Raw genomic sequence first — 15,064 nt, 5'->3', positions numbered from 1 at the left:
CTCGACGGGAAAGGGCTGCACGTCTTCACACCCGCGAGAAGGCAATGACGGGCTTTACCTATTCCGATCTCGCTGGGCTCGCCGACGGCCGCGTAGTCGCAGATGTCGCCTGCCCGCTGTGCGGCCCAGACCGCCGGGACCCATATAACCGCAATCGCACGGTGCTCCGGCTCTGGTCGGAACCGGGCTTCATCACCTTCCACTGCGCCCGTTGCGGCGAGCATGGCGTTGTCCATGGCGGCGGACGCCGTGAGATCGGCGAGGCCGAGCGGAAGGCGATGCTTTGCGCCCGTGAAGCCATCGCCGCGCGTGATGCCGAGACCGCCAGGGAACGGCGCCGCAAGGCCGTGTGGCTGTGGTCGATGCGCCAGCCTGTCCAAGACTCGCCGGCCGAACGTTACCTGCGGGAGGCGCGCTCGATCTCCAGTTCGCTGCCGCCGACGCTCGGATTCTTGCCAGCCCGCGACGATCACCCTCCGGCCCTGATCGCAGCGTTCGGCATGGCCAGCGAGGTCGAGCCGGGTCGTCTGGCGACTGCTGACAGGCAGCTCCGGGGCGTGCATCTGACGCGGCTCCGGCCAGACGGCAGCGGCAAGGCGGAGGAGCCAGCGAAGATGATGATTGGGCGCTCGGCGGGCTGGCCAATCGTGTTAGCGCCCCTGAACGACCTACTTGGACTGGCCGTCGCTGAAGGCATCGAGGATGCGCTGAGCGCGCATCAGGCAACCGGGCTCGGTGCATGGGCCGCAGGATCGGCCTCGCGGCTGCCGGCACTGGCGGATCAGGTGCCCGGCCACGTCGATTGCGTCACCGTGCTGACGGATGACGATGTCGCCGGTCGTCGCCACGCCACGACTTTGGTCGAACGGCTGATCCAACGCGGCATTCATGCCGAATTGAGCATTCCCGGAACGGAAGCGACGTGATGCCCCGCGATGCCAACGACATCCTGCGCGAAGAGGGCGAGGCGATTCTGCGGGAGAAGATCGACAGAACGCGCCAAGCGAACGGCAGCGAGCGGGAGCCCGATCTCGGTGAGTGGGACGCTGGTGGTGACACGGACACCATCCCGCCCCGCCAATGGCTGCTTGGCAATGTCTTCTGCCGCCGTTTCGTAAGTTCGCTGCTCGCGGACGGCGGAACCGGCAAGACTGCGCTGCGCCTCGCCCAAGCGCTCGCGCTGGCGACGGGACGCAACCTGACGGGGGAGTTTGTGTTCCAGCGCTGCCGCGTCCTTCTTGTCTCGCTCGAAGACGACAGAGACGAACTGCGCCGTCGGGTCAAGGCAGCGATGCTCCACCATGGCGTTTCCGAAGCGGAGGTCAAGGATCACCTTTTCCTAGCCGCGCCGGGCGGCAGAGCTGGCAAGCTGATGGCCCTCGACGCCAAAGGGCAGCCTAGAGTCAGTGGGTTGGCTGAGACGATCAAACGGACCATTCAACGCCGCAAGATCGACTTCGTCTGTCTCGATCCCTTCGTGAAGACCCATGGCCTGACCGAAAACGACAACAACCAGATGGACCAAGTGATCGAGTTGCTAGCCAACCTTGCCGTCGAGATGAATATCGCCATTGACGTGCCGCACCACACCGCAAAGGGCGGTGCCAATCCGGGCAGCGCCGACCGGGGACGCGGCGCCAGCGCCATCAAGGACGGCGCACGCCTCGTCTATACGCTGACGACAATGAGCGAGGACGAGGCGGAGAAGTTCGGCGTTCCTCCTGCCGATCGGCGGCTCCACATCAGGGTAGACAGCGGCAAGGTGAACATCACGCCGCCCGCCGCCGCTGCGAAGTGGTTCAAGCTGGTCAGCGTCGCTCTGCGCAACGGCAACGACCTCTATCCTGACGGCGACAATGTGCAGACCATCGAGCAGTGGATCCCGCCAGAAACGTGGGGAGGGCTCACCGACGATCTCGTGAACCGGATCCTCACCGATATAGACTCCGGCATGCCGGACGGCGAACGCTACTCCGACGCCGGTGCCGCCACGACGCGCGCTGCTTGGAAAGTGGTCCAGAAGCACGCAGCGAAGAAAACAGAAAAACAATGCCGCGAGATCGTCGCTGCGTGGGTCAAAACCGGCCTGCTCCTCAAGGAAACGTACCATAGTCAGGTCGCTCGAAAGGACCGCGAAGGGCTCCACGTCGACGACATGAAACGACCGGGAAGGACCGCTTGAAATGATCACTTCAGCCCTGCGCCATTGGCAAAACTTGATGGCGCGCCATTGGCGCAAAGCAGGGCGCGCCATTGATGAAGGTGCCCTAAGGAAATTCAATGGCGCATTGAGGTGCGCCAATTGACTTTTCCAAGGGCGCACCGATGGCGCAAATCGCGAGGGTCGGCACACCGAGCAAGGTCACGTTGGTCCCACAGCAAAAAGGGGCGACGACGTAGCCCTTCTCACCACGAACACCAGTTTGGAAAGGAGAAAATGCCATGGGTATGGATATTCGCGGAAAGCGCCCCGATGCACTAAGTGGCGAATCTTTTTGGTGCTGGGACTGGTCCAGCCTTATCGGAATCGTGCTTCATCTTGCCCCGAGTGAAACCCGAGCCTGCGAGCACTGGTTTACAAATGATGGTGACGGCCTTGAAGCCGCGGGTAGCATCGCGCTCGCCGACAGGGTCGATCGCTGCATAGAAGAGGGCGTCGTGGATAGTTGTGTCGCCCGGCGCAACCAGCTTGCCGAGCAACTGGACGACAGCACGCGTCCGGACCTTTCGGTAAACGATTTTCGCAAGTTCAGCGAATTCCTGCGCCATTCGGGTGGCTTTGTAATTTGGTAGACGATGATGCCTCTGCCTTAGGAGGCTGCCCTTCGTGGCTTGTTATGGTGGCAACCGCCTGTGCATTGCAGTACTCTCGGTTATGCCCATCCTCGGAAACACGCGCCACGAGCGGTTCGCGCAAGGCCTCGCCAAGGGCCTGAGCGGCAAGGCGGCGTATTGCGAGGCCGGCTATCGGTCGACCGGAAATGCCGCTGAAGTCGGGGCAGCGAAACTGGTCAGGAATGGTAAGATCACCGCCCGCGTCGCCGAGTTGCAGGCGCGACAGGTGCGGCGGCTTGATGTGACGGTCGAAAGCATCGTAGCCGAGTTGGAGGAAGCACGCGCGGCTGCACTGGACCACAACCAAATGGCGGCAGCGGTTGCCGCCTCTCTGGGCAAGGCGAAGCTCCTCGGGCTGATTGTCGACCGGGCCGAGGTTGAGAGTGTGATCCGCAAACCTATGCGCGAGCCGGGCCAAGTCGAGCAGATGAGCTTGGAGCAGTGGCAGGAAAAATTCGCGCCGAAGCTGCTCGACCAGCAGTCCGGCAGCGGCGAGCCCGCTGCCGAACCGGAGAAGGCGGAGCCGGAGGAGGAGATCGGTATCATCGAAACCATTCGGCGAGCCAAGGCGGCAAAGCGGGCCAAGCCGACCGGCTTTTAGACGGCGCTAGTGAACTCGACGTGCGGACCGCCGTTTCGCGCCCGTTTGCTGTGTTGCGCCGTTTCGGTTGACCCTATCTGTCCGAATATATGGATCCGCAGGCCGGACGTTACCCCGGCGGCTATCAACCCTGGCCAGCCGGCGCGCGTCGCCGGGCGGTCGTTGGCGTGGCTTCAGAGTGGCTTCACCAGGAGCGGCGACGCTCCTCTGCGGACCAGTGATGCATGTAGCAATCGCGCACTCAGCGGCAACCGGTCCCGCCCGAGCTCGTATCAGTAACCAACCGCGCAAGATACCACGGCAATCCACCCACAGCGCGACTGCAAGGGGCATTTTGTTTTCGCCACTCGCCGCTCGGTGTCGGGGTATTTGAACTGCCGTCGGAGTTCATCAAAAGGTCCTTGCAATCGCCCGTGTTTAGGTCGTAACATTACACAACGGTCGTTGACATATGTTACCATGGCATTAAAATGAAAAACTTCCCGGCTGCATTGGCGCAGCGGGCATGAGGCCGGCGGCAACCGGCCGGCCACCGGAAGGGGGTTCCGGTTGGCGGGGCGACTGGCGATATGGGGCCGCCTTTCTCTCTCCCCAGGAGTGAATTTTGACTCGCCCGCTCTGCCGTAACTGTGGCCGGACTATCCGCCGGGTGTTCCGCGACGTGTCCTTCGGGGAGCAGCACGTTGCCCGCTACCGCCACCACCAGTCGTTCAGCGAGTTCCCCGACAGCATTGAGGAGGTCAAGCGCCTGACCGGCGTGCAGACGGTGCTCAGCGTCACTTGGGTCACTGACGCCGAGCGCTGGATCAAGCGTGCCGTCGTGTGGGACGGCGCGTCGTTCACCGACCCGTATTTCTGCGGCCAGGGCTGCGCCATGCAGTTCGGCCGCCATCAGGCCGCGCTCGGCGCGACTACCGATACATACGCCAAGGCGCGGCTCAGAGAGCGCGTCAAGTTGAGGAAGCCCGACAGGGTGAAAGAGACGCACAAGTGCGCGTGATAATCATTGCCGCCGTAGCGGCTTACGTTTTGCTGCTGCTGTCGAACAGTGGCGTGCTGGTAGGCAGCGAGCTGGTGCAGGCCGATCCTGTTCGGAAAGCTGCCGGGGAGGCGCAGGACTACTTCCATTGCCGCTATTTCACTGGCCGATCGGTCGTCGAGATCGACTTCTGGTATTCGCCGAATGGGTTTATGGGCCGGGCTCAGTGTCCGTTTTTGGTGCGGCTGTAACAATGCGCAGATATGTCGTTTACCTTCGCGTCTCGACGAAGGAGCAGGGCAAGAGCGGGCTCGGCCTGGAGGCGCAGCAGCGCGATATCGAGTTGTTCCTGCAGAACTACTCTGACGTGCCCTACGAGGTGGTCGCGACGTTCCAGGATATCGGCAGCGGTGCCGACAACGGCAGACCCGAGTTGCAGAAGGCAATTGCCTTAGGCAAGAAGCAGGGAGCGGAGTTGCTCGTATCCAAATTGGACAGGCTCTCCCGCCGCCTCGCCTACGTCGCCACGCTGATGGAAGACCCGAAGCTCAAACTGCGGGTTGCCAGCATGCCGAACGCCGATAAGACGATGCTGCACGTTTACAGCCTGGTGGCGGAGATGGAGCGGGATTTCGTCAGCGCAAGGACGAAGTCGGCGCTCGCTGCGGCCAAGGCGCGGGGGAAGAAATTGGGCGGCCTGCGCGGCGGCGGCGAGAATTTGGTAAGGGCGAACGAGGCGCGCCAGGCTAAGGCTCAGGCGCATGCTGAGGGCGTCAGCAAGGTCATCCAGCCGCTGCGCGACGCCGGCATGAGCCTGTCGGAGATCGCCAGGACGCTTGATGAGCAGGGCATTGCCGCGCCGCAGGGCGGCGAGTGGTCGAAAATGGCCGTGCAGCGCATGCTGGCGAGGCCGGCAAGCTCGACCGAGGCGAAGGTTAGCACCAGTCGCCGAGGCCCAATCGGCCGAGGCGCCAAAACCTGGAAAGCAGAGGCGGACCAGGACGACGCGGGAAGAGACCCCGTGTAGCCCATCGCTAAGGTCAAGGAGCTAATGCGGCAGGGCTGATCCCCCGGCCCCCCTCCGGGGGCTTTCGCGGTGGCCGGGGGTACCCCGGGTCTGAGGGGCCCCATTCCCCAGCGGGCATTCCAGGTTTGGGGAGACGGTCTAGGGTTGATTTGAAACGCCCCACCATTCCGGTGGTGAGCGTTGGCGGGCTGGGCGTCAGTTTAGAGGGTCATGTCCGTGTCTGGGTTGCAGTCCCAGACGGTGATAGACTGAATAGTATGTTTGGTTTTCTGCGCCGCAAGCCTCCACCCGAAGCTCCCCAATTCGTCCGAGTTCCGGGCAGGGAGTTCAGCGCGGCTGTCGGCGCAGCCATGCACGCTTTGACCGAATTGCAGGAAGCCTCAAGATACGCAAAGGCCCGGCTGAGTAAGCGAGAACCCATCGTGCAGGCCGATCTCGAAGACCTCTTGCATAAACTTGCAGAGGCGAAAGAGCGCATTGAATGCGATAGGCAAAAAGTCGCGACAGAGGCAGGTGACGAGGCTGATACCCTATGGGATAGAGCCGGGTATGATCAGATTGTGGCTCCGACCTTGCGGATGGGTAACTCCCCGCAGGAAATAGTTGATCTAACTCTCACCGCCGCTGACAACGGAGCAAAGAGCGCTAAGCTATTGTACGAGCTAGTGATCGCTGAAATGGAAGTTGCCATTGCGCGCCACTTTGTGACAATGAACTCGCATCTTCGGCGTGGCTAGGCTCCGGCTCGACACGGGGCACCGTGTCGCGGCGGCGTGTCACCGTTGGACCTAGTGGCTGTCGCGCGAAGGGGGAGAGCGACCATGAAGCGTTCCGCGGGCCTGGGCGTGGCGCTGGTGGTGCTGTCGGCGGGCTTGGCGGCGGCTCAGGAGGCTGAGTGGACCCCGGCCTATCTGGGGTGCACGTTCACGCACACCGCGTTCTCTTCGCACAGTGAATTGCCATGGATGGCGGGCGAGGACAACGCGCTAAAGGTTACCGAGGATGAGTTCGAGCTAACGTTCGCGGCCATCGATCTGGTCGGCAGGCGGGCGCAGCTGGTTGGCAATCAGGGTGCGGCAGAGGTGGCTGCTCAGCGGGGCGGCTATGGCAGTGTGTGTTCTTCGAGTGGACGCCGGCGGGTAGCATGAACATGACGACGGTGTTCGCCCCGGGGAAAGACGGCGTTATCCGAGCGGTCACGTCCCGGCACATCGCAGAGCCTGAAGCTGGCGGCTACATGGCCTCCCAGATGCTGGGGACGTGCAAGGATCGTGTTGGCAGGCCGCCGGCATTGACCGGGCAAGGAAAGTGATGTCAACGCAGATATGGCAGATCTGCTATGTGCGGCGGCGCTGCCTTGCTGGGCATTATTAATATGCTGGAACTTCTCCACCGGTGCCTCGACAAAATCGAAGAACGCTTGGGCATTGACGTTTAGGCACTCCTCTCCCCGGGGGGCGAGAGCCGGTTGGGGTGGCGTTCTAGCTTTTTGTCGCTCGCATGGTCCACTGACCGCATTGTCAGCAGACAGCGTCCGACTGTCTCTGCGCTCCGCCACCGTGGTGCTATCGTGCTCCGGCAGGATCCGTAGCAGGAGGACCTCCAGTGCCCGCGATGACCCGCCGTACTCTTCTCGCGCTGACTGGCGCCGCGGTCGCCGCCGACCCCGTGTCCGCTGGCGTAAGGACCTCACCGAGGCTGCAGGAACTGATCGCGGAGCACAAGGCGGCCTATGACGCATTCGATCGCGTTGTTCATCGAGTGGGTAGCAATAGCGTTGAGCGCGAACGGGCCGACGGGGTCGAGCAGGAGGCGCTGCTGGCCGTCTGCTCCTATCCGGCGATCAGCCGAGATGACTGCCGGATCAAGGCAAAATATCTGCTCGCTGTTGAGGCTCGCGGCGAACTCGATCTGCATGGGCACATGCAGGCCATCCTGCGCTCGATGATGCAAAGCTAATCGCCGCTCGACCAGCGCATCTCCACAAAAAACGCTTGGGCATTGGGGTCTAGGCACCCCGCCCCCGGGGGCGGTTTCCCAAAAGCTGGGATGGGGTGGCAATGTGGGGCCCCTGTTTCCCGCGGGCGTTCAGGTTTTCGAACGCCTTTAGTGTGGCTACAGGTTGACTGACAGCCAAACAGCTTGGAGCGATGATCGCCACCGTTAACATTTTGGGATGGATCGGCCTGCAATCTTTCCGATGCTGACCGCGATGTCGTCGTGCATGTGGTTTACCGCGAGGCCGAACCAGCAACACCCCCGGGGCGAACGTTCGCCGAGGCGACGGATCAGTCTTCCAGCCAGACCTGGCCATGCTCCCTAGTGAAGTATAAGTGTATCTCGTAGGGGTCAGCGGCGACTTCGATTCTCACCAGAAGACCCTTTCGGACCTCGGTCCCACCCTTGCCGTCCGGGAAGTTGCGGATCGCACGCACTGCGGTTCGAAGCGAAGCCCGAACCATCTCCCGGCTCAGAAGGTCGCCGAGTTGAGCATGATGGAAGCGGCAGAGAATGAGAACGTTCGGCGCGCCGAACCCTGCGGTATCTTTCGTAGAAAGCTTGCCCAGATTGGCCAGCAGCCTCACGTGGTGCGCGTGGATGATCGACTTTCGGTAATGTGGGGAGTGCACGTACGATTGGGGCGGAGCCGCGTCGAGGACGTCGTAAGCGCCGATGCACGCCTGGCAGTGCGCGGCATAGTGCTTGAACTTGAGGTCGTTGAGTTGTGCGTCTTCCTCGATGCTGTGGCGTAGCGCGTCGGTCGAGGCGGATCCCTTGCTCTTCTTTTTCCGGGTAGGCCCTGTGTAGGTCCGCCCGCTCAGCTTCTCGATCTTGGTCGGCTTGGGCAGGAATGGGTTTACGTCGGCAGGGAGGCCGTGTCCCTTCTCCGCGCTACCGCCGGTCTCCTTCTCGGTCGAGGCAGTCTTGTCATGCTGACTCTGCTTGAGATCCTCCTCCTTGATGTCGAGATCTTCGAAGTGCGTTTGCGCGAAGCCAGGCGCGGTTATTTCATGCACAGCCCGGTAGAGGCCATATGTGTACGCCGGCGGGCTGTTCGCATCGAAGATCTCCTTGGCGGCGGCCTCGTAGAATGGCATCGTGAGTCCGCTGTTTGCGGCCACGTAAAAGGTCCGCCTCTCCGCGAGATAGCCCGCTGTTGCCGGCGCTCGGTAGTGCCGCCGGTTGACGGTGTAGACCGCCTCGAGGCCGTCGGCGGCCCGCACCCCCGCAATTCCGTCGAGAAATCTCCGAAATTGTCGTCCGAGGGCCTCGCTGGGCACGTCGAACCGCGGCAGCATGGATTTGAGGAACCGTCGGACGTCACTAGACCGCAAAAGACGAAGCTCTGCGTCCAGCCGCTCGTCGGATCGGGATTGACCCACGATCGAAAGCCCTGTTGGTGCGCCGATCTTGTTCGCGACGGACTTCACACCGCGATCGCGGATCTCCTGGATCGCGGAGCCGTCGACGCCCCGCGCGTCGACGACGGCGAGTTTCATGCGTGGATTGTCCGCGAGCACCGCCGATTGGATGGCACGCATATCGGGCAGGTAGATTTGTGCCTTCGTTGCGGTCGCCTCCCGATGCGAGTGAAGCGAGGGCGAATTGTCAGAACTATAGGCCATCACGCAAGGTGTGGTCGGGTGAAGCGCACTCCACCGCGAAGGGCCGGCACGACGATCGAGCCAATGACGAACAATCTGCGTCCTGTGGCGGCTGAGTACTGCAGGCTGGACGGCGGCCAGCCATTCAAAAAAACCTCTCGAGTACTCCTCCTTCACTCCCTTGAGCACCCCCGATTCCTCGAGCAGCTTGGCCTCCTGGGGGGCTAGTTCCCCGATCGGGATTTTGCGCTTCCATTCGCCCCACATGTCAGTCGAGGCCTCGAAGGCGAGAGACGACGGAGTCAGGAGCTTTCCATCGAGGTCGATGATGGGTTCGTCGGACAGTTCGGATAAAGGTCGCTCGGTACTCTTGTAGGCGTCGAGGCGCGCCGCCAGCCTCGAACGCTGCGGGTCGGCGCGAAGCACCTTGATCAGCGCCTCCGGCAGCGGCGTGGCGTTCGCGCCCAGCGCCAAGTGCAAAACTCGGCGTGCGGCCGGCAAAAGATCCTCGGCCGCGAGATGGCACGACCGTACGGCAGCCGTGTCAGCGTGAAGCTGGACGATGGGCCGAATCTCTCCCGACAGACTGACACTCAAATGGCCACGGGCGAAGTTCTTCGGGCCAATTCCATCCTCGCGCACCCGGTCGAGAATCTTCTCGGCGTGGGCAATCTCGGCCGCCGCCGCGTTCGCGTCTGTGGCTGCGCGCACTCGGTCCATCGCGGTCTTGTGCCATGAGGCTAATTCCTCGAACCCTGGCGTTGACCTGAGGCGCAGCGCAGCGTTCGACGCGCGCCGCAGTCCGGGAAACGACACGACCTGTTGGGCCGGCATCGGTAACGCGATGGAGAGCGCCTCACGCAGATATTGCTGCTTCGGCCAGCAGAAGCTTTCCAGCGACCGTCCCACGCCCTGTTCGTCAGGCCAGACCGGGTATTCAGCAATCTTACCCAGTGAGCGCGGCGACAGAGAAGAGTGGTTGCGCCGAAGCCACTGGAAGAATGCCGTGCGCGCGATCGCCCCTGCGCGGTTGAAATCAAGCCGCGCGAGATAATCGTCTAACTTGAAGCGTAAAATAATACCCGCACCGTCCCTCAATATCGCGGACTTCGCCAGTCGCGGGTGAAGCAGCCGAGGGTTCTCAACGCCGGGGATTTTCGGTGGCGGAACGGCTGCGCGTTCCATCAAACTCCATGGCTTCGCACTGCCGTCTGCAGTCGGCAACCTGCCGGACGCCTTGAGTTCTGAAGTCTCCTTCGGCTCAAGCTTGCCGCTTAGGCGCGACAGCTCGAGAAGATGCAGCGACCGCTCGCATTTCTCGAGCCAGCCATCCTGCTTCTCGCCGGCTCCGGGCGCCTCGTCGACGAACACGGACCGGGCGGCAGTGACCTCGTCAAAAATCCTGACCTCGTCGATATCGCGCATCGCAAGCACCACCGAGATAGGTGACTCGGGATGAAGGAGCGCGATTTTGGCTGGAGCGAGCTTCGCGAGCCCCTCATCCAGCATACCTCCTCCGTAGCGCGGCATCGGGAGCTGCGGCGGGAGTCCGGCCGTCGAAGTCTCATAGAGTTGGCGCCGGCCGGATTGGGGGGCAGCCGACCAGATAGGCAGCGCGCCGGCATCAACCAGCGCGTCGACCATGGCCTTAACGTCTGCGGGCCTGGGGCTCTCGACGTTCTCGAGAAGTGCGAGCGCGGCCGGGCCATGGGTAGGGACGAGATGCCTCAACATCAGATCGACGAATGCGGCGCGCGCGGCCTTAATTAGGTCGACGTTCCGTCGATCTTCGCCGAGAGAGTGTCGAGCCTTTCCGGCAACAATTGGTCCAGAGACATCGAAACCCAGACCATTTCCGGCCTGATCCTTCGGGAGTGCGATCGGGTAACGGTAGGTGCCTGCGCCCTGCTGTGGCCGTCCCGATGCGTCGGTCGGCCAGCATAGTTCGCAAACGATCTTGCTGCCGCGTCGATAGAGCCTCGGCACCTTCGCGTCGTCGCTTTCGTCCGTTGTGAAATCGAAGGTGCTGCATGCCATGCGGGCGACGAGTCTGCCTGCGCGGGCATTTGAGGAGAGGTGGCAGGTTCTCAAGCTGATCCCTGACCTGTCTGGAGCTGTCGATCGGAACGTCATCCTGGCCTGCCGACCTCGTCGGCGCAGCACGAGTTCGTACCGCCAGGGGCGTCCCGGCGCCGACGCGCAGAGGAAGCGGTCCGGCGCCATGCTGGTGGCGTCCTCGAACAGCTTGTCGAGCGTAATCGCGGTGGGGGCGGTAAGCGGGTTGCCGATTACCATCTTGGCCGGCCGCGTGCGGTACGGGATAGTGACCCTAACACCTCTCCTGGGCGCTTGGAGATCAAGTTCCTTCGGCCACGCGGCGGGATAGAACCTCTCCGGCTCCTCAGGTTGGCCTTTGGCCGTGAGGTCGATGCGATGGCGGTCGGACTGAACCGTTATGTTGTCGCCCAAGAGAAATCCAGCGCGAATGCCGTGGTTCTTCGAGCCAATGCCGTCGATCTTTGCGTCGACTAGGGCGCCGGCGCCGAGCACAAAGCGGAGACGCTCCCATCCCTCGGGCTCCATCGCCGATCCGTTCCCAAAGCAGATCAGTGCATCGTCGCCGATGTCGATCTCTGTTCGGGTCGCGCCCGCATCGAGTTCGTTCTGGACGAGCTCGACGATGACATCGATGTTGTCGACCTCGGTGAGAAACTCACCCACAACCGCAACGTGGTCGATATGCACTTGCGGTCTTCCGGTGCGTGCGGATGGGATGCGCTGTTCCCCCGGAGGGGCGGCGGCCACTCGGTTCCGACTAGCTGAACGCGAACTACTTTTGGCACCACGAGTTCGGCGCACTCTCTCTTCCATGGTACCCCAGGCCGGCAGTCAAGCGTGGATCATATCCTAGAACCAGTTCTTCCGCTAACGGTCCAAGAATACGCTCCCGGCGGGCGTATAGTGCTTCGATCCGACCTGTGCCGATCATAATGCAGTAACAATCTACAATCGTCCCCAGGACCCGCCCGGCGGGGTTTCTCAGTGGCGGGCGGTAGGGGTGGTTGTGGGGCCTCTATCAGTCGCGCATGACCGACACCCTCGTTTAGGTTCGGCACCTCCTCGCGGCTGGCCGTTCTCGCTTCCAAAACCCAAATCACCCCGAACGACCGAGTTCGACCACGCTCTTGACCGCTCGTTGCCGAAAGATCAGGTTATGCAAGCTGCAGTTGCGGCTTCGTTCCCGGGGGAGGTGTCATGAAAACGGGGTTAATTGCTGTAGGCATTGCTACTATGGCTTTGACGTTCAGCACTGACGGATGGGCGCAGGCAGAGGATCTCTTCGTTCATATCAAGAGCGCCAAGGATAAGGACAAGCTCAATCCGTATTATGGCGGTATTCCCGGCTTTCAACTGGACAAAAAAAACGCTGCACTTATCGGAGATCTCTTCCCTCACGGCGTTGCAACCAAAGATGGGGGACTCTACGTCCTTCGTGATCAGGATCCCGATCACATCAAGTGTATGAGTGAGAACGGTTTGGCACCACTGCTTCAGATCCGGGATCACATGAAGGATCCACTGGCCGCAATCGTCGGAGACTTCGAGATCGAGCCGATCGTCGGCTGCAACGAGCGCTGGCACCGGAAGATCGTCGATGCTTTGACCAAAAAAGATGCGAAGATCGAGGAGCTCAAGCTCGAGGCTCGAGATCAGAATATGCGCGATCAGGTCATTCAGATCGTGAACCTGCTGAAGGGAGTCAAAGTCGATATCGAGGATCCGGAGGGTCCGATCGGCGCGTTGAAGTCTCAAATGAACTCCATCGCCGCGTCGAACACGGAACTCATCAATATCCTGAAGACGCAGCAAGACGCTGCGGACAAGGCCGACAAGATCCGCGAGCAGAAGGCCAAAATCGAGGCGGGCGCTCAATTCACTGACATGCTCGGTAAGATCGTCTTCGCTAAGAATCCCGAGGCCGCCTACAAGGTCAGCGTCGCCACCAAGGGATTGTCGTCGATCGCGCAGAACATTATTGACATCAGAAACACGGAAAAAATCGGACAAAAGCTGCTTTCCGGCCTCAGTGCCACCAATGCGGCGCTCTCGATGATTTCCATGTTCAGTGCGTTCGGTGAGGATCCCACGGCCTCGATGATCAAACAGGGCTTCGAAAGCCTGCACAACGACATCCAGAACCTTGCTGAGACCATGAACAACCGGTTCGATCGGGTCGAAGCCGGCATGCAGCTGATCTACAACAACATGAACAGTCGGTTCGACCGATTGGATGTGGAACTGGCGACGCTCGGCAGTCTTCTTGGCAAGCTAGACGACAGAGTGAAGCATGACCATAAGATCACAGAAGAGGCTTTGGCAGCGCTGCTGAGCCACCCCGTCAAGAAGGCGTATGCAATTTGCGCCGAGAAATATGCTGATCAGGTCATTAGCTTCGATGCACTCCGGGACTGCCAGGGAGAATTTGCATCGTTCGGTATCTTTGGCGCAGTCGATGCCTCGCTGAACGGGGAGGCTTTCTTCGATGTTGCATTAGCGCCCGAGGTATCCGCAAATCTGCTCGACGGAATCGATTTGCAGAACCAGCTGGGGTACTTGCGAAGCTCGCTGGTCGATGGCTTGGGCAACCCAGGCGCAGGGTCGGCGGTGCTGACCAAGAAAACCGCGTCGCCTTTCATCTGGGCCAATACGATAGATGCTTACCTCCTGCTGTTCGATCTTGCACCCAAGTTGGTAAGGGATCCGATAAAATCCGAGGCGCTCATCAATGCCTCTCAGGGTCAGATTGCCGGTCTGATCGGTAGCGGCGAAAGCATTCTCGCTTCCGAGCGCGCGCTACGAACGGAAGGCGTAGACATTGCGGTCGCGATCTATCGCTTGCGGCTGGCCGAGGTCTCGAACAGTCTCAGCGCGTTTCTTTATTCCCAAGCCCTGGATCGAGATCTGGGCATTACGAAGGAAGACGACTACAGAACTGTCGAGGCGGGGTTCCCGGACGATCCCAACCACATCACGATCTCGATGCGCCGTGGGACTGGTATCTATATGATCGAGGGTCCGCAAAAGGGAACACCGATCGTTTGGAAGCGCTACCAGATGAGAAAGATTCCGCAGATCGATATTTCCGGCGGGAATGCACCAGCAGTTATCGCGTATTACATCAATCTTGCTGAGACTGATTGGATCTTGAACGATGAGCCGCTTCAGTTCGGTCTCACAACTTACGAGCCGCCAGTCGATAATTCCGCCGACGAAATAAAGGCGAAATTACGATCTGCCAACGAACAATTCGGAGGGACGCTCAAGGTTGCCGAAATGAGTAACGCACCGGCGATGGAGCTCGATCGCCTGCCGGCGTGGATCGCGCCGCCGCCCCGCGATGTTCAACTTGCTCAGGCTTGCGTCAATCTCGCGTCCGCCAGGCTCTATGTGATGCGGCTAGCGCTATTCGGGCGCGCCGTGGATGGGGAGAACGACAACTGGGCGGAGGCGCTTGCTCAACTTCCAGGGGGGCAGGCGAGCGAGGGACACGAGTGTGACGAGCTCGTCTCGTTTCTAAAGCAAACCGGCATACCGGCTGGGCTCCGAAAGGACAAGTTGCTCCGAGACTACTACAACGACTGGATCATGGCTTCGGCCGGAGCGAAAGTTGATGCTTTCGTGGAAGCCTACAAGATCGCCAATCAGAACGTAGCGGATCCGATGGTCGAAGTCAGATTGCAAGCGCTGAAGAATATGGTTCGCCCGGACATGCAGGCCGCAGCGCCGTAAACTTCGGGCGTCGGCCTGGTCGGGCCCGGGATGTATCGGCGGCCAGTGACGCGACGTTGTGTGGAACGCAAGTGGGTGTCCGGCGAGTGACTACGGGCCACCACCCCGTGCTGGATCGGCGCCACCAGGCGAGCCACCCCCCACTGGTGGAACGCCACTGCGGGGCGGGGGTTTGAGCGGCGGCTGGCAGGGCGATTGTCGGGGCAGGATCGATCTTGGTTCATAAG

Annotated in this window: 13 protein-coding genes; 12 read left to right on the top strand and 1 reads right to left on the bottom strand. The window is 61.3% G+C overall.

Going from position 1 to position 15,064, the window contains the following annotated elements; translation table 11 throughout:
* Positions 1-44 precede the first annotated feature (44 nt).
* From EN874_RS07100 to EN874_RS07060, 11 genes are all read left to right on the top strand, one after another.
* Positions 45-926, top strand: a complete 882-nt coding sequence (locus EN874_RS07100) for a toprim domain-containing protein (RefSeq protein ID WP_168247400.1) — start codon at positions 45-47, stop codon at positions 924-926.
* The gene (locus EN874_RS07095) at positions 926-2,182 is read left to right on the top strand and encodes an AAA family ATPase (RefSeq protein WP_127426049.1); all 1,257 of its coding nucleotides are present in this window, start codon (positions 926-928) and stop codon (positions 2,180-2,182) included. The genes EN874_RS07100 and EN874_RS07095 overlap by 1 nt, the downstream gene beginning before the upstream one ends.
* Position 2,183: 1 nt before the next feature.
* Entirely contained in the window at positions 2,184-2,306 is a 123-nt protein-coding gene (locus EN874_RS34805; RefSeq protein WP_281061401.1) for a hypothetical protein, read from the top strand.
* Between the two features lie 136 nt (positions 2,307-2,442).
* Positions 2,443-2,793: a hypothetical protein gene (locus EN874_RS07090; RefSeq protein ID WP_127426050.1), complete on the top strand. Its 351-nt coding sequence runs from the start codon at positions 2,443-2,445 to the stop codon at positions 2,791-2,793.
* 82 nt (positions 2,794-2,875) lie between these two features.
* Complete coding sequence (locus tag EN874_RS07085) at positions 2,876-3,436, top strand: terminase small subunit (protein WP_127426051.1); 561 nt, start codon at positions 2,876-2,878, stop codon at positions 3,434-3,436.
* A gap of 649 nt (positions 3,437-4,085) precedes the next feature.
* Positions 4,086-4,436 carry a hypothetical protein gene (locus tag EN874_RS33620; protein ID WP_168247399.1) on the top strand — a complete coding sequence of 117 codons (351 nt, stop codon included), beginning with the start codon at positions 4,086-4,088 and terminating at the stop codon, positions 4,434-4,436.
* Positions 4,427-4,666, top strand: a complete 240-nt coding sequence (locus tag EN874_RS33615) for a YobH family protein (RefSeq protein WP_168247398.1) — start codon at positions 4,427-4,429, stop codon at positions 4,664-4,666. The genes EN874_RS33620 and EN874_RS33615 overlap by 10 nt, the downstream gene beginning before the upstream one ends.
* A 2-nt stretch (positions 4,667-4,668) precedes the next feature.
* Entirely contained in the window at positions 4,669-5,442 is a 774-nt protein-coding gene (locus EN874_RS07075; RefSeq protein WP_127426053.1) for a recombinase family protein, read from the top strand.
* A 257-nt stretch (positions 5,443-5,699) separates the two neighbouring features.
* Entirely contained in the window at positions 5,700-6,179 is a 480-nt protein-coding gene (locus tag EN874_RS07070; protein ID WP_127426054.1) for a hypothetical protein, read from the top strand.
* 84 nt (positions 6,180-6,263) lie between these two features.
* On the top strand, positions 6,264-6,590 hold the full coding sequence (locus EN874_RS07065; protein ID WP_127426055.1) for a hypothetical protein: 327 nt from the start codon (positions 6,264-6,266) through the stop codon (positions 6,588-6,590).
* A 466-nt stretch (positions 6,591-7,056) separates the two neighbouring features.
* Positions 7,057-7,401: a hypothetical protein gene (locus EN874_RS07060; protein WP_245513519.1), complete on the top strand. Its 345-nt coding sequence runs from the start codon at positions 7,057-7,059 to the stop codon at positions 7,399-7,401.
* Between the two features lie 329 nt (positions 7,402-7,730).
* Here the strand turns inward: EN874_RS07060 and EN874_RS07055 are convergent, their stop codons facing one another.
* Positions 7,731-11,792 (bottom strand): hypothetical protein, encoded by a 4,062-nt coding sequence (locus EN874_RS07055; RefSeq protein WP_127426057.1) that lies wholly within the window; start codon positions 11,790-11,792, stop codon positions 7,731-7,733.
* 510 nt (positions 11,793-12,302) lie between these two features.
* Here EN874_RS07055 and EN874_RS07050 point away from each other — a divergent pair.
* Positions 12,303-14,837 (top strand): hypothetical protein, encoded by a 2,535-nt coding sequence (locus EN874_RS07050; RefSeq protein WP_127426058.1) that lies wholly within the window; start codon positions 12,303-12,305, stop codon positions 14,835-14,837.
* Positions 14,838-15,064: the final 227 nt, after the last annotated feature.

Source organism: Mesorhizobium sp. M1D.F.Ca.ET.231.01.1.1, from assembly GCF_003999155.2.
Taxonomy (GTDB): domain Bacteria; phylum Pseudomonadota; class Alphaproteobacteria; order Rhizobiales; family Rhizobiaceae; genus Mesorhizobium.
Note: the sequence above shows the minus strand (reverse complement) of the source record. Positions and strands in the feature narration are given on the sequence as shown.